We start from the raw sequence: 18,654 nt of genomic DNA on the forward strand, positions 1-18,654 counted from the left end.
CAACACTTTAGGAATGTCGGGTTGACGGGGGATACTACACCAAGGCATGAAGCGTTTTATCCTCACTTCGATTGATCCTGTAACCCACATTGCCTTTGCTTATGCGCCGCCATCGGGCACTAGTGGCCATGCCGCCCAGCTTCATGAGGCGATTACTACGAACTTCCCTGATTTAGCGGGCTCGAAAGCCTTAACCGACAATGGCAGTGAATTTAAGGGTAAGTTCGCACAGCTCATGGCCCAAAATGAGCTTACACACTGGAAGACCTATCCTAAAACCCCCAAAATGAACGCCCATTGTGAACGCTTTAACCGCACCATCCAAGAGAGCTTTGTGGATTACCACGAGGACTTACTTTTTACCGATTTAGCCCTGTTTAATGAAAAGATGAGCGACTGGCTGATCTTCTACAACACGCAGCTACCCCACCTGTCGACCAAGCCAAACCCTAAGAAAACAACATCCTTACACAACCTACCAATCTCACCCGTAGAATATCTACTTCAACTGCAACCGCAGTCCAGGATGTATTGGACTAATACAATTATTCCTCAAACACAGAAAATGGGTTCATACTTATTCTCACAAAGGGTTTTCTGATTGGATAACTACAATATATGGGACTTCACGGAAACATCAATTCAGAAAACTAAAGCCATCATCAGCCCTCTAATTGCCCGCCGCCCAAATGTCCTCGTTAAAAATTCTCATTGTTTTTCATCAAACATTAGATCAACAGTTAATTTTCCCTCATTTTACGGATGCGGAAATAGCCCAATGGTTTGTGTTTTATGGGGTGAATATTGAAAAAACGAATAAGAAAATGATAGGCAAAGATGGCGTTGAAAATACAGATTTAGCAAACGCCCCCGGAGTCACATTAGAGTATCAGCTAGATATCTATAATCCAGAACTGCAACAACTTGGATATATGGAGACATCGTGCTTTCTCCATATACTCTCCAATAATCTATTTCCAGATTCAGATCTCATAGGTGTCACGCAATACGATATGCGGTGGACTGAAAAATCTGCGAGCTTGCTCAGAAAAATAGCCAAGGGTGAATCGCAAGAGGGGCTCGTTAATAAAATAAGACGGCTTGTCAGAAGAGCAATCAACCCAGCCTTTATTGCTCCACAAATTGCTTATGCACAAGTCGATGGAAAGATCATGGATAGCACTGGGCAACTAAGCCCCATGACTGCATCCTATGCATTTAACTGGCCCTATCTCATTGAGAGCTATAACAACTTCTTTGGCACTCATTGGTCTATGAACGACCTTCGCAACCAACCCTTGACTCTATGGCAAACCTATCTACTGCCAAGACCAGTTTTTATAAAGCTTGCAAGTTGGCTTAAGGCATTTGTCGATGAAGTAACGCCCTGGGCAAACAAAGCCCCTTATGAAACCCATTGGGGTGTTCTTGGGGGTTACACAGAGAGGGCTGAGGCCCTGTTTATTGCATTACAAGTGAAAAGTGGAGCTCTGATAGTCCACCCACTGATGCTGGAACATGATGAAAACATTCCCACACAATTACAAGTGTCGAAAGAGCACTATTTAAAGATAACCGAACAATAAAAATGAATTTTTCCGAAATAGCACAAACCTTTTTGTATTTTGGGGCTGCCTTCATATCATTTTATGGGTACGGATCACTAATTTCTCGCGTCACATTCCCGGAGTGGAAATCTTATTTCGGATTTAAAACCCTACTAGGGGTTCTGACGTTTTTAATTTTGAGCGGCTATATCGAGCTTTTCCGCCTGGGTAGTTACCAATTATTTCGCAACTTAATCGTCATTGGGGTTTGTATAGCATTTTTGGTGAATATCAACGAATTTCTCAGGCTTATTAAACCCACTAAAGAGTCAAGAGCACTTAACTCTAACTCACGTCTTAAGTACGGCAGATGGTTGGCGATTTTTTCGGTTAGTGCCCTTATTTTTGCTTACTGCCTCAACGCAATTTATTACCCTTTTAATCCAGGAGATGATTACAGCAGCTATATTATTTTTCCGATCCGAATATTAAGCGAAGGGTTTTCGGGGGGCGATTACTTCAATCAACGAGGGATTGAACATGGCTTAGGTGGGGGCGACTATATCAATGCGCTCATTTTTAGCGCCGCCCCTTTAGCCCACCTTCATATAGCAGAGGCAGGGACAGGCTTTCTTCTGCTCGCATTGCTTTGCATTGACCATGTACTCTTAAGCGGCAAAAAATTTTGGGTCTCTTATGCAGCTTTTTTAGTAGCGCTTATTGTGGCTATTTTTGCCCAATATACGAATGTATCCCCAATTTTATTGGGGTGCGCAATCGCGTATGGAATCTTACTTTTCGGACAAAAACTGAGCCCATCCTATACCCCCAGAGAAGGTGCGCTATTAGGCCTGCTCTGTGGAGGACTCATATTATTAAAGGGAAATTTAATTGCTCCCGCATTTCTGTTTGTAGGTGTTGCCGCAATTTCTCAGATTATTGGGCATCAAAAAATCTCTGTACTAAGAAATTTTTTGATTGCCTTAGTAGGACTGGTCGCGATTCTCACTCCATGGATGCTGGCTAGCCATACAAACCATGGCACGTATTTTTATCCATTATTAGGTAAAGGCTTTTCTCACTCAGGTGGGTTTGGGTTCGTTACGAAACCAGAATTTTTAGATGCTGTTAGCGAATTTCTTCCTCTATATGGCTTGCTACTAGTTAGCTGGCTAACTTTTTGGACGCGCTCCAATAGTTCCGACAACAGAAGATTTGCTACGATTCTCTGTGCACTAACTATACCGTCTACATTAGTTTTAGCACTTACCCCCGCAGGCATGTATCGATACTGCTATGTCATTCTTGCTACGCCGTGTGCATTCTTAATTATTAATAACTTATGCATACTCGGCGACAAAATTAGAAATCCCCTCCGCCCTCTTGACTTGCGATATACAAAGTATTTAGTTTTTTTCACTTTAACCATCGCTTCTATTTTGATGCTTAACCAAACAAAGCGGGTTGGTAGACATCTATTTACCGATGGCATGTACACCAGAATGTATGTGTTTGATAGGAGTACGGCGGCAGATACCGACATTCTGTCTGCCCACATTTCAGAAAATGCATCCCGGTACAAAAAAATGCAGGCAATTGTTCCGAATAAAGAAATTATATTAAGCCAGGTAGAGGCGCCCTTTCTCCTAGACTTTTCACGTAATAAAATATATGTAATGGACTACCCTGGGAACGCGGGGCCCACAAAATTGCCATTTAATGAATCTGCTGAAGATATGGCTAAATACTTAAGATCCCACAACATTAGATATGTGATGCACTCCTATAGGCACTGGATCTCTAAGCGTAATAGCGAATACTTTATTAAATATTGCTTAAATGCTGCTGGCCAATGGGGAAGAACCTTGGCCGAGCGAGAGCAGCTGGTTAATAACCAACTTCTCGAATTAGGTAAAATTTATAAACCAATTTATGACGACGGCCGAGATAGGATTATTGATCTTTGCCAGAGCCCTTCAAAACCTACTGTTACTTGCAAATAAAAAATGCTGAATAATAAAAAAATAGCGGTAGTGATGCCCGCTTACAACGCAGAAAAAACTCTCCAAAAAACATTTCAAGAGATTCCTCTAGATATCGTTGATACAGTGATTTTGGTAGATGATGCTAGTAACGATAGCACGGCAGCCCTGGCAAAAAGCCTCAACTTAATAGTTGTACGTCATCCTAAAAACAAGGGTTATGGCGGAAATCAAAAAACTTGCTATACAGAAGCATTGAAACAGCATGCAGATATTATTGTCATGCTTCACCCTGATTATCAATATTCGCCAAAACTTATTCGCGCTATGGCATCTATGATTGCCGAGGCTGACTATGATGTCGTCTTAGGATCCCGCATCCTTGGTATTGGTGCTCTTTCAGGCGGAATGCCTATGTATAAATTTATTGCCAATCGCTGTCTTACGGCTTTCCAAAATTTTTTATGCGGTCACAAATTATCTGAATATCATACGGGCTATAGAGCTTGGAACAGTAAAGTTTTATTAACCCTTCCACTACTTAGCAATTCTGATGACTTTGTTTTTGATAATCAAATGCTTGCCCAATGTATATGGTTTGGATTTTCAATTGGAGAAGTGTCGTGCCCCACCAAATACTTTTCAGACGCCTCTTCCATAAATCTATCTAGAAGCATCACCTATGGACTCGGAGTAGTTAAGGTTAGCATTCAGTTCAGATTGGCTAAATTGGGTATTTTTAAACCAAATTTCTTAAAAGAAGATCCTTCGAAGCTTATTCAGCTGAACTAAGAGCGCCCGAGATCCCCTGAAACCCAGATTTTTTTCCAATGCCCGTCTAAAATGATGGCATGCACATTAATGAGAAGAATCGCACTCCCAAGCTAGTTGACCCTGAAGATGGGCCCAGCAAGTCAGAACTAAAGCGCCAAATGACTGAACGCCAGAAATTGGCAGAAGTGTTGGCCGCCCTCAGTAGCGATGCCTTGAAGACTATCCCTCTTGATGAAGCAATTAAGGCCGCTATTGCAGAGACTAACAAAATTAAGAGTTTTGAAGCGATTCGTCGTCATAAGCAATATCTTGGCAAACTCATGCGCTTTTTAGACGACGAAGAATTGGATGCGATCCAGAAGCGTTTAGATGCGATTCAAGGTGTGAGCAAAGCTGAGACTGCCAAGCTACATTTCTTGGAAAGCTATCGCGATAGACTCATTGCAAATGATGAAGCGTTTACGAAGATGATTGAGCAATATCCCGATATGGATATTCAGAATATGCGTACCTTAATTCGGAATGCGCGTCGCGAGAAAGAACAAAACAAGCCGCCTAAAGCCTACCGCGAAATTTTTCGCGTTCTGAAAGATATGGGTCTTTAAAGCTTAATCTTGCGAGCAGGCACTTCTACCCAGCGATAGAGATAGGTTGCTGTCACCCAGCTAGCAACAATAGCAACCAACATCAAAGCAAGCGCCATGACGCCATCATGAAAGCCGCTCATTCCCCAAGCGATATACAGCGTGTTTGCCAGCAATACAAACGAGAAATGAATTAAGAAAGCGCAATATGATCTTCTGCTCCCCCAGAGAATGACATTTACCAGCTTGTGTTTTCTGGATTGGTGTTGAGGGCGCTTCTGGTCTTGCTTCTGATCTTTATAGGCCGAGTCTCCCCAAAGGATTAGGGCAATGGCGACTATATAAGCCAATATATTTCTCAGCCACATTTGGTGAAAGCTAGAAACAATAATGACCACGCCAATCCCTGCAAACATGATTTTGGCAAATCGATTTACCGTGGGGTCAGGATAATTCTTGCAAAGCTGTGCCAGCACACCCAGTCCATAGGCCCCTATAAAGTAAATGAAGTAGTTTTCATAAGCGCCAGAGCGATTAAAAAATAGTAAGGATGCTACGCAGAGTACCAACAGCGTCCATATCAGGGAGCGTAAGCCGGGAAACATCCCCAACATAATTGCCAGAATGGCATAAAGCTGCCAATCAATCGCCACATACCAAACGCCGGCAGAAATCGAATCTAAACCTAAGATGCCTTGCAGAAAAAATAAATGGGCCAAGAACTGTCCTAGGGTTTCTGATTCACCAACAAATTCATCCCGCACCCAAAAGCGCGCAATCCAGGCGCAAACAATCGTAAGAATGAGCGCCACTACATAGGGCGCAAATAATCGCAAGTAACGATTAAAGATTACCTTCAACACATTGCGAGCACTCTTCAGGTCATTAGAGCGCGTCAATGATTGGGCTGCAAGATACCCGCCCATGACCAAAAAGATTTGCACTGCGTAACGGCCATACTCAAACAACCAAGTCATCACCCCCGGGATTAGTAGCCTGGCATCTTCTGCAATTTGGCCATAACTCGAAAAATGGTGAAGAATAATGATTAAGGCTGCGAAGGTCTTTAAAAAATCGACGAGAAGAAAATGGTTTTTGGACTGCAATGAAAATATTGAATAAAGGGTTGATCGGGGGCCGCTTGAACTACTTCAGAGAAGCAGCATAGGCAGCCAAGGCATCAATATCATCATCACTGAGGCCGCGTGCCGCACTTCCCATTGTGCCATCCATATCAATTCGAGCACCAGATCGAATATTCTTTAGCTGAGTAATGAGATATTCCTTGGATTGCCCAGCCAAACGTGCAATGTGTTTCTGACCTTGAAGCTGTGGACCATGGCATGAATTGCAATACTGGGTACTAGAGATTTGCTGTCCCTTGGCAATTTGATCGGCATTCCCTGATTTTGAAGGCGGTGCAGGCAAACTGGCAAAGTAAGCAGCGATATCTCGCATATCTTGATCGCTGAGTGGTGCAGCAAGAGCTTCCATCGCCCCGCCCTTACGCTGCTGCCCTCTGAACTGAATCAATTGATAGGTAATAGAAAGTGGTGGCTGCGCAGCAAGATTGGGGATTTCTGGGGATATAGAGAGACCATCCTCACCATGACAAGCAAAACAAGTTTGTGCTTTTACTTTTCCAGCTACTGCATCAGGAGGTGCAGCATAGACAACCGGTGATAAACAAAGAGTGGTAAAAAAGGCCACCCCGAGGATGGCCTTAGTGTTGATTACTGATTTCATTTACCGTAAGACACGCGGAAGATTGCACCGGTCTCATCATCGGATACCAACATAGAACCGTCTTTGAGCATTTGTACATCTACTGGACGGCCCCAAAAGTTTTCACCCTCAACCCAGCCAGTAATAAATGGCTCTAGCTTGACTGGTTTGTTCTTACCATCCAAAACTACACGTACAACTTGATAACCGGATTTCTTCGTTTTATTCCAAGAGCCATGCTCAGCAATAAAGATGTTGCCTTTGTATTCTGCTGGGAACATATTGCCATTATAAAAACGCATACCCAAAGCAGCAACGTGAGCGCCTAGTTTCATTTCTGGCTTATCAAACTCATCGCATGAACGGCCCTTACCGAACTCAGGATCCAAGAAGTCGCCTTGATGACAGAATGGATAACCGAAGTTCATACCTTTATGAGCCAATCGATTTAAGGTGTCGTTTGGTAGGTTCTCATCTGCCCAATCACGGCCATTGTTGGTAAACCAAAGTTCTTTTGTACCTTTTTGGAAATCCATACCAACGCTGTTACGTACACCAGTAGCCACGTATTCCAAAATATTAGTTTTCAAGTTTAAGCGTACTATCGCAGCATGAGTGTATGGCGGTACAACAATATTAGCTGGCGTACCGATCTGGAAATACAAATACTGTCCATCAGGGCTTAATGTCATGAACTTCCAACCGTGCGGCTCATCTTTAGGAAGCGCATCGAATACCACTACTGGTGCTGGTGGGTTATCTAAATTTTTCTCAATATTGTCATAACGAATAATGCGTGAGAGTTCGGCCACATAAAGCGAGCCATTCACAAATGCAACACCATTAGGACGATGCAAGCCTTTAGCAATGGTCTTTACTTCGCGCTTGCCATCTTTCGTTACCACTGCATAAACATTGCCAGTAAAACGAGTACCTACATAAACAGTGCCACTTGGAGACTCTGTCATTGAGCGGCCATTAGGCATGCCAGAGGCCCAGAGCTCCACCTTAAAACCAGCAGGCACTTTGAGTTTGCTAACAGGAATTTCATCCGCAGGCATAGCAGAGATGCCAGGAGGATTAGGTGCCAATGAAGGATTCATGCCATCGGCTGTTCTGCCTTGGGCCCAGGTTGGCGGGATCCCGCTAGCTGATGCAGCAGCAGGAGCTTGTGCGCCAGCAATACTAACAACTGCCATGCCGGCAGCAAACATTAGTGCTTGAAGGGTGTTGTGCTTCATGTTCTGCTTCATTCTGAATCTCCCATAATTTTGTTTATTTTTATTAATAAAGCAATGCTATAGCATTTTTGTGCATCTAATTTAACCCATTCAATCTACTGCAGCGCAACAAATCGATTACTTAAAACTGAAGACGCGCGCCCACGGTGATTGCCTGAGGCATACCAGCCTGATAAGCCGAGGCTTGAGAGGCAATGTTGAAGGTAACGTATTGGCGATTAAATAAGTTCACCACCGAAGCAAAGACTGAAGCCTGCGGTGTCAGTTCATAGTTCGCCTTGAGACCAACGAGTGCATAAGCCGGTACCGGCAAGGATCCCGTAGACATCCATGAATTGCCGACATACCGAACTGTTGTAGTCAAACTTGCTCGTGGGACCGGGTAATACGTTAGGCCAGCATTGGCCATATTTCTCGGCACACCACCCACCTGCGTATTAATTGGATCGGTTGTTGCAGTCCAAGTCAGGATAGTATTTGTATAGCTATAACCTCCATCAAGAGCCCATTGCGCATTTACATCTTGGTGATACTGCAGTTCAATACCTCTACTTAAGAGATTTTGCTGGTTAGTGTAGTAGCTAACATTTGTGTAGCCCCCCGTACTTGCGCTACAACCCGAAATACCCGCAGTAGCACAAAGGCTAGTAGCGGAAGCGGCATTCGCATTGGTGATTCTGTAGCTCGCAATAGCGTTCTGAATGTAGTTATTGAAAGCCGTTAGTTGCGCAAAACCACTCTTCCATCGATAGTCTGTTCCAACTTCATACCCCGTCATCGTCTCAGGCGTTAAATTAGGATTTGCTAAAGAATAGCCACTCACTGAATTTCCATAACTACGTAGAGTGTTATTCATGCTTGGCGCATGAAAGGCTTGGTAAGCTGCGCTTCGTAAGTCCCAGTTTTGGGTTGCCTTATAAAGTAATCCCAAAGATGGACTCAGCTGCGTCTTACTTTGATTAGGGATGGCTTGATACAAAGGACTTACACCATTCGCGCCCGCATTATAGGATGTTGGAGTTTGGCTATTCCATGAATCGATTCGCGCACCCAAAGTAGTCTCCAGCGGAATAGCGGTCGCATTTGACTTTAATTGCCCCAATAAACCATAAAAATTTTGCTGACCCTGCGCGTAGTTCACCGAACTCACTACGCCTGTGGTCGCCAAATTATTAGTTTGATTCGATGCAGAGATATTTCTAGCATCAACCCCAAGAATGTATTGATCAATTCCTGCTGCCTTTAGGTCATGGGTGTATTGCGCTGACGCGCCTACAGTCGAATAAGGATCAGTGTAGTTCGCATTGACATAAGGCTTATAAGGCGCTGCACTCAAATTGTTTGCCGTCTGCTTATAGAAATTAGTAGCCTGATAGTACACATTAACTTGGACTTTTTTATCAACATCCAAATTAGTAGTTGATCCAGCAGCCACATCGGCCGTCTGTATTAAGTTGGGGGCGATGGCATAGTTATTGCTGAGATCCGCCATTGTGCTGTAACCCATCCTCAAAAACCCATTGGTATCTTGCGTTGGCTTAAAGTAATTTTGGAGCCGGACATTAGAATTCTTAACGGCATCGGTGCCCATGCCATTTTTAATATTGCTGGTAGATCCTGGGGATATCGTCGCGTAGTTCTGAAAGCCTTCACTAGAGAAGTAGTCTGCCGAGAAACGCATCTGCATCGCATCTGAAACAATTAAATCTTTTGAGGCCGCTACATTGCCCGCAGCAAATGATCCATAACTAGCAGAGACGTCTTGTCCGCTATTTTTAGGCGTCTTTGTGTTGATGTTAATCACGCCGCCCATGCCATAGTTTCCCCACAAGCTAGAGACTCCCCCGCGCACAAACTCAACCGACTCAATCGATGACATGGGAACTAAATTCCATTGCACCGTTCCGTAGAAGGCATCATTCGCTGGCAGGCCATCAATTAAAACAAGGGTGCGTCCATAGCCTAAGCCACGGACGTTAATACTTTGACCTGTTGGATCTTTTTGGTAATAAGGGACGTCGTTTAAGAAAACTCCAGGCACATTCTTGAGAACTTGATCAATGGTTTGATCGGGCGAGGACTCTAAAACTTCTTTTGTCAGAATCGTTGTATTCAATGACATTTGATCCAGCGGCGTACCAGAGCGAGTTGCACTTACTACAACATCACTGAGTTTTTGATCGTAATCTGGCGGGGGTGCAATTTGTGCATTCACTGCGCCGGATGCAACCAACAAAATCAGCGTCGATACGCATGATTTGAGGAGTGCCCTCTGATGCATATCCAATACCTCTCTACACCTAAGTAAGCAACTACTTGGATTTAGTCTTACCCATTAAAGAAGCTAGCAAAGGATTGGCATTTGCTAGTTCTTTTTTGGATTTAGCCTTCTCAGCAACACCGAGCTTAGGAGACTTGGCAGCGTTTTTCATTCCCTGCGCAGTTTTCAGTGCGAGATTCTTATAGAGATCCGTTTTTTTCATAGTCATGATGAAGCTCTCTACTCTAGCGAACGAATCTCAATTACTTAATCAATGAACGAGCTGCTAAGCCCATGAAGAGCAATGACCAACCTTGCAGCAAAAGCTCAATGGCGATCAACATGCCAGGTAGCCAAAGGCTAGACTCTGGATAACCATTCATGATCAGTACACCCATCAAGATAGAGATTGCTGAAGACAGCACCAACCAGAACCATTCACGGAAGTGACGATGCTGAAATGCCGAGATCAAACGCAATGCGCCAGTCACAAAAAAGATGGCAGCTAGCCACAAGGTAATTGCCTCAAGCGCTGGAATTGGGAAGGCCCAAGTAAAGATTGCGGCTGCAATATAAAGGGCCGCTAAAACGAGTTGCACTCCAACACTCTTCCAGCCTTGTGATTTCAAAGCATGAGCGCCTTGCAAGATGCCGCCAGCAAATAAGAAGATTCCTAGAATATTTATTGAGATAAAAGAAAACAATGTCTGACCTGCGATACCAATCATGCCAAGCACGATAAATAAAATTCCAAGGCCAATTAAAGCGCCAGGAACCTTGGCGGCTGCGCCCAATACTTTGGTACGAATTTCATTAATCTGTGCGGTGTTGAGTTCGGCCATATGAATGCTTTCTGTTGAAGTAGTTACAAAAGTAGCCTCTACTGTATCAACAAACCCAGTTTGAGCACGAATATTGCTAATTTGATCGCTGAACCAGTGCCTAGCAGGGCAAAAAACAAAAAAGGGTATTCTTTATCCTTTTACACCCTCAGCAATGGGGATTGTTAGCAAAGAAGGTTATCCCCCATGAATAACACCCTCACCGTTATCTTAGGCATCGTTGCCATACTTCTGCCTCTAGTCGTAGGCCGCCTTTTTTGGAAGCGCTTTGACCATTACTTCGGCCGAAACGATGAGGCTTATATGGATACCCTAGAGTACTTCCTAAAGAAAATCGGCTCCACCGTCTTAGTTGCCTTTGTCATCCTTTGGATTGGGATGAGCCTGGTATTTAACGGCAGTGCTTCATAAAAATGGGCATCCCATTGAAAGAAATCTTAGTTAAAGCGCAATTGAACTTTGCGGTCTTGGCTTCTATCCTCATCATTGCTGTCTTGGGGAAATTTACCAATCCAGAACTTACCAATAGTATTTTTGTAACTGCCGATCAGTTGGTATCGGAGCTCTACCTCGTGTTTGTCGCCATTACCTTGGGCGCCTTTATACCCAATTTCAGACTTGTGGCTTTTGGCTCGATTGCCGCCTTTATAGGCGCAGCCGTCTTGATTCACTTGGGCATTTTTACCTACCTCACAACTGAATATTTATTTGCCGTACTGATTGTGGTTCTTGGCTTTGCATCTATCGCCAATCTTTACAGACACTATCGAGAATACGGGCTTTAAACCTGCTATTTAAGGGGTGACTGACTTTTCTTGATTTTTCATGAAATTTCAAGAATAATCTTGAAAAGCGAGGAAAATCCCATGGGAAACCTAAATTTAAGCAAATTCTCATCTCAGGCCAGCCCAGATGTATTAAATGGCCTGCACCAAATAGCTGATTCCGAGGGCCGCAAGTTTCATGCTGTCTTAGATGAGGCCTTCCGTGACTACCTTAATAAAAAAGGTTTTTCCATCAACAGCCGCATAGCGATGTCGCACTTTGCTCAAAGCCTTCAAGAATTCGAAGATCTCTACAAAGAGCTTGCTAAGTAGTGCTTTATCTTTCAACCAAAGAGGTCATGTCGATGCATGGCGTCTTGATACATCAATTCGGCGGCTCACCAGGCATAAGAGATATCGCCGCACTTGAATCCGCCCTAAATCGCCCACAATCTGGGTATTACAAGGATGTGATCAGTCAAGCAGCCGCGCTGTTCGAAAGTCTTGCCATTAACCACCCTTTTGTTGATGGAAACAAAAGAATTGCATTTGCTGTCATGGATACCTTTTTACGATTAAACGGCTTTCGTATCCATGCTACATCCAAGACATTGCATAACAAAATTATCTCAATGTTTGAAAAGGGTGAATTAAAATTCGACTTTATTGATGCGTGGTTGCGCACAATATGTCAGCCGATTTAATCCCCCAAAAATTACCTGACTGCCGGCATTACCACCATGACCAATTAGCATCATGTCTATGGCGGACCTCAAAAATCGGATCTGCCAAACCCTTAAGCCATAGCCTCATTACCCTGTTGTTTCTTGTGCGGCGCCGATGCTCAAATGCCCTCCGATACCAACGAGGTGCCGCACTTGCCATGGTGACCTGTGCATCTGAGTGAAAAACTGCGATTGCTTTACGTCCAGCAGGTGATTGCGGGCTATGGTGAACGGTACGCACCCCCTTAAAAAAGGTATCCCAATCTTTTAACACCCAAATATATTCATGCTTTTGATTTTTACGTCTAAACGTTCTCGACATAACAAACTCCTCTTACTTTTATTTACTAGTTACATCATGTCGATCTCCTTCGAAAAAATTTAAACAATAAAAAACGCAGTCATATTTAGTGACTGCGTTTATTTTAAAGAGCGGAAAAACCATACTCAAATAATGGTACCTAGATGAATCACTTCTCTAAGGCTCCATAAATGACTGCGTTAAGTTGCTCACGATGCACCTTACGAATTTCTCCTGGCGCAACACCCATCATCACTACAACCATCTGCTCTTTTGGATCGGCCCAAAAGATGGTTCCGTAAGCGCCATTCCAGGTGAAATCTCCAACGTTACCGTTGATAGCTGATAGGCCTCTATCGGTACGCACTGCAACGCCCAGACCAAATCCATAACCCATACGTCCTGGCTCGGTACCGCTCACATTGTTCTTAATATCTTTATTGAGATGATTTGAAGTCATGAACGCAACTGTCTGCGGTCCAAGCACACGCTTACCCTCCAAGCTTCCGCCATTCAGCAACATTTGCCCAAAACGAATGTAATCACCCGCAGTGGAATAAGCGCAGGAACCACCGCAATCAAACTTCACTTTCTGCGAATGAATATCCACCTTCTGTGGCTTGCCAGTCAATGGATCCAGTGGGAGCGGCTGCGCTAAACGCGGACGGTCTTTCTCGGCAAGATCAAAGGTGGTGTTCGGCATACCAACCTTATTCCAAATTCGCTCTTGCATGATCGCGCCCAATGATTTGCTGGCAATTTTTTCTTCAATAATGCCAAGTACATCAAGACCAAAACCATAATCCCAGGCTGTACCAGGCTCATATAACAATGGGTTGCTTGCTAACTTATCAATAAACTCTGCTGCTGTGTATTGCACTGCTGCTGGCGCAGAGCCAGCTGGATATGTCTTATGCACTGGTGTAGCACCACGACCGCCATACGTTAAGCCATTGGTATGGCGCATGAGATCTTGGATAGTAATCGGATTTTTAGCTGGAATTAAATTAAGCTTTCCATCGCTATCAATTTGGCCTACTTTCATGTCCTTAAATTGCGGCAACCAATTAGAGATCGGTGCATTCAAAGGAAGTTTGCCTTCCTCGTAAAAAGTTAAGGCGCTCACTGAGGACATCACTTTGGTCATCGATGCCAAATTGAAAATAGCATCCGTAGTCATAGGCTTGTTGTTGGCCTTATCTAAGTAGCCATAAGGTTTAAAGATCGTGAGCTTGCCATTTTTAGAGACCGCTAGAACGGCGCCAGCCATATTATTGGCAGCAATTTGATCTGCAAAGAACGCATCGATTCTCTTGAGACCTTCTTGGCTAAATCCTTGCCCTGGGGTGGCGCTCAAAGGCAATGGTGCTTTTGAGGTATCCGCTGCAAACAGGGTTGTACTGGCTAATAATCCAGCAATAAGGCTGATCGCCCTTAATTTCTTCATCTTTTGTCTCCGCTATTGTTTATTTAATGCAATTCTTGGGGCTTTTTATCCCTCTGAGCCTATTGAAGCAGACTTTTTAGAAAGCGATCAAATTCAGCATCTTTATATGTATTTAGATATATAGGATCAACTTTTAATTATTTGTAGAAATATCTGTCAAATATGACAATAGCCTCCTTATGTATAAATACGATGCCATTGACCAAACCCTTGTAGATCAACGGGTTGCCCAATTCCGCGACCAGGTTGCTCGACGCTTAGACGGCACTCTTGCCGAAGAAGAATTCCGTCCGCTACGACTCCAAAATGGTTTGTATCACCAACGGCATGCCTACATGCTGCGCGTTGCCATTCCTTACGGTTTATTTAGTGCAAAGCAATTACGCACGCTGGCACTCATCTCTGAAAAGTATGACCGTGGATATGGTCATTTCACTACACGTCAAAATATTCAATACAACTGGGTAACACTAGAAGACACTCCAGATATTTTGGCTGAGCTTGCTAAAGTGGAAATGCATGCAATCCAAACTTCTGGAAACTGTATTCGCAATATTACAAGCGATGCTTTTGCTGGAGTTGCTGCTGATGAATATGTAGACACTCGTCCTATTTGTGAACTCTTACGCCAATGGTCAACCTTGCATCCTGAGTTTGCCCACTTACCGCGTAAATTTAAGTTTGCAGTCAATGGTGCAAAAGAAGATCGCACAGTGTTGCTTTGCCATGACGTTGGTATTGAGCTCAAGAAAAATGCCGCTGGAGAATTAACTGCTGACATCTACGCTGGCGGCGGCATGGGTCGCACTCCGATCCTTGGATCCCTGATTAAACAAGGGCTCCCTTGGAATGTACTGCCAAGCTATCTCACCGCCCTGCTACGTGTTTATAACCGTTTCGGCAGAAGAGACAACCTCTACAAGGCCCGCATCAAGATTTTGGTGAAGGCTTTGGGCCCAGAAGAATTCGCACGTCAAGTCGAGGGTGAATGGGCTCACATCAAAAATGGTGATGACAACTTCACTCAAGCCGAGTGGGATCGTGTTGCGCAGCATTTCACAAAGCCGGCATACAAAACATTGTCTGCACTGAGCGCTGAACAAGTTTTAGCTAGTGCCCCAGAAGTAGAGCGTGCTGCATTTGCTCGTTGGATTGAACGTAACGTCAAGCCACATCAGATCCCAGGTTATACCAGCGTCATTCTGTCACTCAAACCACATGGCACAGTAGCGCCTGGTGATGCTACTACTGCGCAGATGAATGCTATTGCTGATCTCTCTGATCAATATAGCTTTGGAGAATTACGTGTCACCCATGAGCAAAACTTAGTATTAGCCGATGTTGAGCAAGCCAAGTTATTTGAACTCTGGCAAGAGGCCAAGAAGCAAAAAGTCGCCCTACCAAACATTGGCCTGTTGACTGACATCATTGCCTGTCCTGGCGGCGACTTCTGCTCATTAGCAAATGCCAAGTCCTTGCCGATTGCCAAAGCGATTCAAGAGCGCTTTGATGATTTAGATTACCTATTTGATTTAGGCGATATCAGCCTAAACATCTCCGGCTGCATTAACTCCTGCGGTCATCACCACGTTGGCAATATTGGCGTGCTGGGTGTGGATAAAGACGGAGAAGAGTGGTATCAGGTCACATTAGGTGGCGAGCAAGGCAATGACACCTCTATCGGCAAAGTGATTGGCCCTTCTTTCTACGCCGATGAAATTCCAGATGTCATCACCAATGTAATCAACACTTATGTAGGTGAGCGCAGTGGCGATGAGCCATTCATTGAGACTTATCGTCGCGTTGGGGTAGCACCCTTTAAAGAAGCGGCCTATAGAGATAAAGGTGAGAACGCTAAGAAAAAAGAGAGAGCGATTGAAGGGGGTGTTGCATGAGTCAACTCAATATCACCTCCCATCAAGAGATTTTGCATTTCCCTAAAGGCGGTAAACCCACCCTCGCCACAAATGAATGGCAAGTATGGAGCGGCAGCCAAGATGAAGGTGGTTTGCCTGACCTGGAGCATGGCGCCCACAAAGTATTGGTGCCGTTTACATGGTGGCTTGAGCATCATCATGAAGTGGATGTAGCTGCTAAAGCCAATAATGGTCAGATTGGTGTGTGGTTTGCTACTGATGATGACATTCTGAAACATGCCGATGTGATTGATGCAGGCAAACAGGTCTGGCCTTTAGTGGCAGCACACTTTCCTATCTTTAGAGATGGTCGCAGCTTTAGTACTGCCGCCTTATTGCGTAACCGTTTTGCTTGGCAAGGTGAGATCCGCGCCATTGGTGATGTGTTAATTGATCAGCTCCTACAGGGCGCTCGTGTTGGCTTTGATAGCTTTGGCTTACGTCCTGATCAAAAACTGGATGTCGCCTTAAAACAGTTTGATTTGTATACAGTCACCACCCAAAATAGCTGGCGTGATCAGCGTTCAACATTAAGCGCCTAGGAAATAGATTCCGTGACTATGAGAACAACGCCTACCAATAACAACAATCCGCTTGGCAAAGTGTATTTAGTGGGTGCCGGACCGGGTGCCGTGGATCTGATTACAGTTCGTGGTGCCAAACTATTGGAACAAGCGGACATTGTTTTCTATGACGCCTTGGTTGATCCTGAGATGCTGGCGCTATGTCCACAAGCCGAGAAGATCGAGGTTGGTAAGCGTTGTGGCAAGCTGTCTTCAGCACAGCAATTTATTAATAAGCGCTTAGTAGACGCCGCACAAAAGCATCAAGTGATTGTGCGCCTCAAAGGTGGCGACCCGATGCTCTTTGGTCGTGCCGATGAAGAAATCCAGGCTCTCAAAGCTGCTGGGATTGAAGTTCAGGTTGTGCCGGGAATTACTGCCGCCCTGGCTGGCGCAGCAAGCATTCAGCAGTCACTGACATTGCGCGGAGTATCCCGTAGTGTGGCGTTTATCACCTTAGCTCAGGGCACTGAGAATGTCGCTCCAGGGCAGCCGATTTCAAATCCTTCAGCTGACACTCTGGTGTATTACATGGGCCGCAAAGATGCTGCGCGTATTGCACAACAACTGATTGAACAAAGCCCCAATCAACATAGCAATACACCGGTACAAATCTTGGAAGCAGTGAGCACTGCACGCGAGCGTTTATGGATAAGCACCTTACAAGAGTTGGCTGCTGGCAAAGCAGATCAATGGTTTGATAGCGCCTCACCTGCACTTATTATGATTGGTGAGGCTTTGAGAACCTCCATCACATTAGCCTCAGATACTGCTGAGGAAAAAATTGATGAATGCCTGCAGAAAGCAGGCTAAAACGGTTACCCTAAAGTTGCAATCATCTCAATCTTGGGCGCAACTGTTTGAACCATCTTTTCGATACCATGCCCTGGGTTACTAATCTTTTGTGACACCAAAAGGCCAATCTTTTCTAACATCCCAATATCTTTATTGATAGCAGAGCGATCACGGTGCAATTTATGACTTAATTGCGTAATAGTTTTAGGCTCATTCATCACCTCCAGCATTAGACGTCTACGCGCCTCGGATAGCACCATAAACATCTCTTGCGGGTCTTCAAACGAAAAGGTGGCCGATTTCTTGAGCGCCTCTCCACGATCACTTTTTTGGGCGGCCTTTTTAGCGCGATCAAAGAAGCCCTCAACGGTATCGGTACGAATTATCATCTTTGTCATTTTTTACCCTTTTTTACTTCCTTGATAATTTCTTGCCACTCTTTTTCAAAACGTTCTAATGTTTTTTCATAGCTTACAAAAGATACTGGGGTCACCTTACCCATGTAGTGCTTGTGGTGATAATCATGAGCATTGTCAAATCCAAGCGCTCTGCCATTATCTTTTTGGCAAATCAACCGATTGATATATGCCAGGTTATAGCGAGTCACTACTGTTTTACCCTCACTGATATAACCCCAAACTTCAAAGCTCAAAACACCGCTACCTGCCTTTAACTTAAATGTTTCTCTTTCAATTAAGGATTCAAGCTTAGGCCTAACTTTTTTTGTCATGGCTCATTGTAATACAGGTATGTAATTATATTACATACCTGTATTACAAGCATGGCTAATGACTACAACCCTATATTTCGACTCCCAAAATCGACAATCGCTTGCAAGACAGCCAAATCCTCACCAACAGCAGGCGTCGCGCTTAATTGAACGTTGGGGAATTTACCCCGGCACTCTTCTAGTAAAACTGGGAAGTCATTTCGTAAGTGGCCACCCTGTCCAAAGAAAACTGGCACGATAGTCAATTCAGTAGCGCCTTTAGCGCTCAGGCTAGCAACCGCCTCCTCTAGTGAAGGCTGCATCATTTCCAAGAAAGCCAACTCTACAGGTATGCTGGGATGCTGCTCTTGCCATAAAGCAGCCAGACGATCAAAAGGCTCACGCCAGCGGCTATCACGGGCACCGTGCCCAAATAAGATCATGGCTTTCATGGATGGCTATACACTCTCTTTAATATG

Annotated in this window: 23 protein-coding genes; 12 read left to right on the forward strand and 11 right to left on the reverse strand. The window is 44.4% G+C overall.

Annotation, left to right across the window (positions count from 1 at the left end; translation table 11 throughout):
* The first annotated feature begins 46 nt into the window (after positions 1 to 46).
* From AOC28_RS06680 to yjgA, 5 genes are all read left to right on the forward strand, one after another.
* Positions 47 to 601, forward strand: a complete 555-nt coding sequence (locus tag AOC28_RS06680) for an integrase core domain-containing protein (RefSeq protein WP_072583204.1) — start codon at positions 47 to 49, stop codon at positions 599 to 601.
* 88 nt (positions 602 to 689) lie between these two features.
* Positions 690 to 1,586, forward strand: a complete 897-nt coding sequence (locus AOC28_RS06685) for a hypothetical protein (protein ID WP_072583205.1) — start codon at positions 690 to 692, stop codon at positions 1,584 to 1,586.
* Between the two features lie 2 nt (positions 1,587 to 1,588).
* Entirely contained in the window at positions 1,589 to 3,550 is a 1,962-nt protein-coding gene (locus AOC28_RS06690) for a hypothetical protein (RefSeq protein ID WP_072583206.1), read from the forward strand.
* A 3-nt stretch (positions 3,551 to 3,553) separates the two neighbouring features.
* The gene (locus AOC28_RS06695; RefSeq protein WP_072583207.1) at positions 3,554 to 4,321 is read left to right on the forward strand and encodes a glycosyltransferase family 2 protein; all 768 of its coding nucleotides are present in this window, start codon (positions 3,554 to 3,556) and stop codon (positions 4,319 to 4,321) included.
* Positions 4,322 to 4,380: 59 nt separating this feature from the next.
* Positions 4,381 to 4,908 carry a ribosome biogenesis factor YjgA gene (gene yjgA, locus AOC28_RS06700; RefSeq protein ID WP_072583208.1) on the forward strand — a complete coding sequence of 176 codons (528 nt, stop codon included), beginning with the start codon at positions 4,381 to 4,383 and terminating at the stop codon, positions 4,906 to 4,908.
* Here yjgA and AOC28_RS06705 read toward each other — a convergent pair.
* From AOC28_RS06705 to AOC28_RS06725, 6 genes are all read right to left on the reverse strand, one after another.
* Complete coding sequence (locus AOC28_RS06705; protein ID WP_072583209.1) at positions 4,905 to 5,993, reverse strand: acyltransferase; 1,089 nt, start codon at positions 5,991 to 5,993, stop codon at positions 4,905 to 4,907. The two genes, yjgA and AOC28_RS06705, sit on opposite strands and share 4 nt — an antisense overlap.
* A gap of 40 nt (positions 5,994 to 6,033) precedes the next feature.
* The gene (locus AOC28_RS06710; protein ID WP_072583210.1) at positions 6,034 to 6,633 is read right to left on the reverse strand and encodes a c-type cytochrome; all 600 of its coding nucleotides are present in this window, start codon (positions 6,631 to 6,633) and stop codon (positions 6,034 to 6,036) included.
* Entirely contained in the window at positions 6,630 to 7,865 is a 1,236-nt protein-coding gene (locus tag AOC28_RS06715) for a PQQ-dependent sugar dehydrogenase (RefSeq protein ID WP_237767761.1), read from the reverse strand. The genes AOC28_RS06710 and AOC28_RS06715 overlap by 4 nt, the downstream gene beginning before the upstream one ends.
* A 109-nt stretch (positions 7,866 to 7,974) precedes the next feature.
* The gene (locus AOC28_RS06720) at positions 7,975 to 10,134 is read right to left on the reverse strand and encodes a TonB-dependent receptor (RefSeq protein WP_083564251.1); all 2,160 of its coding nucleotides are present in this window, start codon (positions 10,132 to 10,134) and stop codon (positions 7,975 to 7,977) included.
* Positions 10,135 to 10,165: 31 nt separating this feature from the next.
* Complete coding sequence (locus AOC28_RS11380; protein ID WP_158009036.1) at positions 10,166 to 10,342, reverse strand: hypothetical protein; 177 nt, start codon at positions 10,340 to 10,342, stop codon at positions 10,166 to 10,168.
* Between the two features lie 34 nt (positions 10,343 to 10,376).
* Entirely contained in the window at positions 10,377 to 10,955 is a 579-nt protein-coding gene (locus tag AOC28_RS06725; protein ID WP_072583212.1) for a DUF308 domain-containing protein, read from the reverse strand.
* 186 nt (positions 10,956 to 11,141) lie between these two features.
* Between AOC28_RS06725 and AOC28_RS06730 the strand changes: the two genes are divergently transcribed.
* The 4 genes from AOC28_RS06730 to AOC28_RS06745 all read left to right on the forward strand — a co-directional run bounded on the left by AOC28_RS06730 (position 11,142) and on the right by AOC28_RS06745 (position 12,423).
* A complete protein-coding gene (locus AOC28_RS06730; RefSeq protein ID WP_072583213.1) occupies positions 11,142 to 11,366 on the forward strand; it encodes a hypothetical protein in 225 nt (74 codons plus the stop codon).
* A 14-nt stretch (positions 11,367 to 11,380) separates the two neighbouring features.
* On the forward strand, positions 11,381 to 11,740 hold the full coding sequence (locus tag AOC28_RS06735) for a hypothetical protein (RefSeq protein WP_237767762.1): 360 nt from the start codon (positions 11,381 to 11,383) through the stop codon (positions 11,738 to 11,740).
* A gap of 81 nt (positions 11,741 to 11,821) precedes the next feature.
* Entirely contained in the window at positions 11,822 to 12,052 is a 231-nt protein-coding gene (locus AOC28_RS06740) for a hypothetical protein (RefSeq protein WP_072583215.1), read from the forward strand.
* A complete protein-coding gene (locus AOC28_RS06745; RefSeq protein WP_072583216.1) occupies positions 12,052 to 12,423 on the forward strand; it encodes a type II toxin-antitoxin system death-on-curing family toxin in 372 nt (123 codons plus the stop codon). Before AOC28_RS06740 ends, AOC28_RS06745 begins: the two co-directional genes overlap by 1 nt.
* A gap of 28 nt (positions 12,424 to 12,451) precedes the next feature.
* Here AOC28_RS06745 and AOC28_RS06750 read toward each other — a convergent pair whose 3' ends face one another.
* Positions 12,452 to 12,766, reverse strand: coding sequence for a hypothetical protein (locus AOC28_RS06750; RefSeq protein ID WP_072583217.1), 315 nt, complete (start codon positions 12,764 to 12,766; stop codon positions 12,452 to 12,454).
* 148 nt (positions 12,767 to 12,914) lie between these two features.
* Complete coding sequence (locus AOC28_RS06755; RefSeq protein ID WP_072583218.1) at positions 12,915 to 14,192, reverse strand: serine hydrolase domain-containing protein; 1,278 nt, start codon at positions 14,190 to 14,192, stop codon at positions 12,915 to 12,917.
* A 179-nt stretch (positions 14,193 to 14,371) separates the two neighbouring features.
* Between AOC28_RS06755 and AOC28_RS06760 the strand changes: the two genes are divergently transcribed.
* The 3 genes from AOC28_RS06760 to cobA are packed head-to-tail and all read left to right on the forward strand — an operon-like array spanning position 14,372 to position 17,484.
* Complete coding sequence (locus tag AOC28_RS06760) at positions 14,372 to 16,087, forward strand: nitrite/sulfite reductase (protein ID WP_072583219.1); 1,716 nt, start codon at positions 14,372 to 14,374, stop codon at positions 16,085 to 16,087.
* Complete coding sequence (locus AOC28_RS06765) at positions 16,084 to 16,650, forward strand: DUF934 domain-containing protein (RefSeq protein ID WP_072583220.1); 567 nt, start codon at positions 16,084 to 16,086, stop codon at positions 16,648 to 16,650. Before AOC28_RS06760 ends, AOC28_RS06765 begins: the two co-directional genes overlap by 4 nt.
* 18 nt (positions 16,651 to 16,668) lie before the next feature.
* The gene (gene cobA / locus AOC28_RS06770; RefSeq protein ID WP_072583221.1) at positions 16,669 to 17,484 is read left to right on the forward strand and encodes a uroporphyrinogen-III C-methyltransferase; all 816 of its coding nucleotides are present in this window, start codon (positions 16,669 to 16,671) and stop codon (positions 17,482 to 17,484) included.
* Positions 17,485 to 17,489: 5 nt separating this feature from the next.
* On the opposite strand, the gene AOC28_RS06775 is transcribed toward cobA, so the two are convergent.
* The 3 genes from AOC28_RS06775 to AOC28_RS06785 form a co-directional block, all read right to left on the reverse strand.
* Positions 17,490 to 17,864 carry a hypothetical protein gene (locus tag AOC28_RS06775; RefSeq protein WP_072583222.1) on the reverse strand — a complete coding sequence of 125 codons (375 nt, stop codon included), beginning with the start codon at positions 17,862 to 17,864 and terminating at the stop codon, positions 17,490 to 17,492.
* Entirely contained in the window at positions 17,861 to 18,196 is a 336-nt protein-coding gene (locus AOC28_RS06780) for a DUF6516 family protein (protein ID WP_083564252.1), read from the reverse strand. The genes AOC28_RS06775 and AOC28_RS06780 overlap by 4 nt, the downstream gene beginning before the upstream one ends.
* A gap of 62 nt (positions 18,197 to 18,258) precedes the next feature.
* Positions 18,259 to 18,627, reverse strand: coding sequence for a CbiX/SirB N-terminal domain-containing protein (locus AOC28_RS06785; protein ID WP_072583223.1), 369 nt, complete (start codon positions 18,625 to 18,627; stop codon positions 18,259 to 18,261).
* Positions 18,628 to 18,654 lie beyond the last annotated feature (27 nt).

This window comes from Polynucleobacter sp. MWH-Adler-W8 (assembly GCF_001889925.1).
Taxonomy (GTDB): domain Bacteria; phylum Pseudomonadota; class Gammaproteobacteria; order Burkholderiales; family Burkholderiaceae; genus Polynucleobacter.

Coding starts and splice junctions, on each gene's coding strand:
- AOC28_RS06760 (WP_072583219.1), top strand. CDS start 14,372: ATGTATAAATACGATGCCATTGACCAAACCCTTGTAGATCAACGGGTT.
- AOC28_RS06695 (WP_072583207.1), top strand. CDS start 3,554: ATGCTGAATAATAAAAAAATAGCGGTAGTGATGCCCGCTTACAACGCA.
- AOC28_RS06715 (WP_237767761.1), bottom strand. CDS start 7,865: ATGAAGCAGAACATGAAGCACAACACCCTTCAAGCACTAATGTTTGCT.
- AOC28_RS06740 (WP_072583215.1), top strand. CDS start 11,822: ATGGGAAACCTAAATTTAAGCAAATTCTCATCTCAGGCCAGCCCAGAT.
- AOC28_RS06780 (WP_083564252.1), bottom strand. CDS start 18,196: ATGACAAAAAAAGTTAGGCCTAAGCTTGAATCCTTAATTGAAAGAGAA.
- AOC28_RS06730 (WP_072583213.1), top strand. CDS start 11,142: ATGAATAACACCCTCACCGTTATCTTAGGCATCGTTGCCATACTTCTG.
- AOC28_RS06750 (WP_072583217.1), bottom strand. CDS start 12,766: ATGTCGAGAACGTTTAGACGTAAAAATCAAAAGCATGAATATATTTGG.
- AOC28_RS06765 (WP_072583220.1), top strand. CDS start 16,084: ATGAGTCAACTCAATATCACCTCCCATCAAGAGATTTTGCATTTCCCT.
- AOC28_RS06755 (WP_072583218.1), bottom strand. CDS start 14,192: ATGAAGAAATTAAGGGCGATCAGCCTTATTGCTGGATTATTAGCCAGT.
- AOC28_RS06680 (WP_072583204.1), top strand. CDS start 47: ATGAAGCGTTTTATCCTCACTTCGATTGATCCTGTAACCCACATTGCC.
- AOC28_RS06775 (WP_072583222.1), bottom strand. CDS start 17,864: ATGACAAAGATGATAATTCGTACCGATACCGTTGAGGGCTTCTTTGAT.
- cobA (WP_072583221.1), top strand. CDS start 16,669: ATGAGAACAACGCCTACCAATAACAACAATCCGCTTGGCAAAGTGTAT.
- AOC28_RS06720 (WP_083564251.1), bottom strand. CDS start 10,134: ATGCATCAGAGGGCACTCCTCAAATCATGCGTATCGACGCTGATTTTG.
- AOC28_RS06785 (WP_072583223.1), bottom strand. CDS start 18,627: ATGAAAGCCATGATCTTATTTGGGCACGGTGCCCGTGATAGCCGCTGG.
- AOC28_RS11380 (WP_158009036.1), bottom strand. CDS start 10,342: ATGACTATGAAAAAAACGGATCTCTATAAGAATCTCGCACTGAAAACT.
- AOC28_RS06725 (WP_072583212.1), bottom strand. CDS start 10,955: ATGGCCGAACTCAACACCGCACAGATTAATGAAATTCGTACCAAAGTA.
- yjgA (WP_072583208.1), top strand. CDS start 4,381: ATGCACATTAATGAGAAGAATCGCACTCCCAAGCTAGTTGACCCTGAA.
- AOC28_RS06685 (WP_072583205.1), top strand. CDS start 690: ATGTCCTCGTTAAAAATTCTCATTGTTTTTCATCAAACATTAGATCAA.
- AOC28_RS06690 (WP_072583206.1), top strand. CDS start 1,589: ATGAATTTTTCCGAAATAGCACAAACCTTTTTGTATTTTGGGGCTGCC.
- AOC28_RS06710 (WP_072583210.1), bottom strand. CDS start 6,633: ATGAAATCAGTAATCAACACTAAGGCCATCCTCGGGGTGGCCTTTTTT.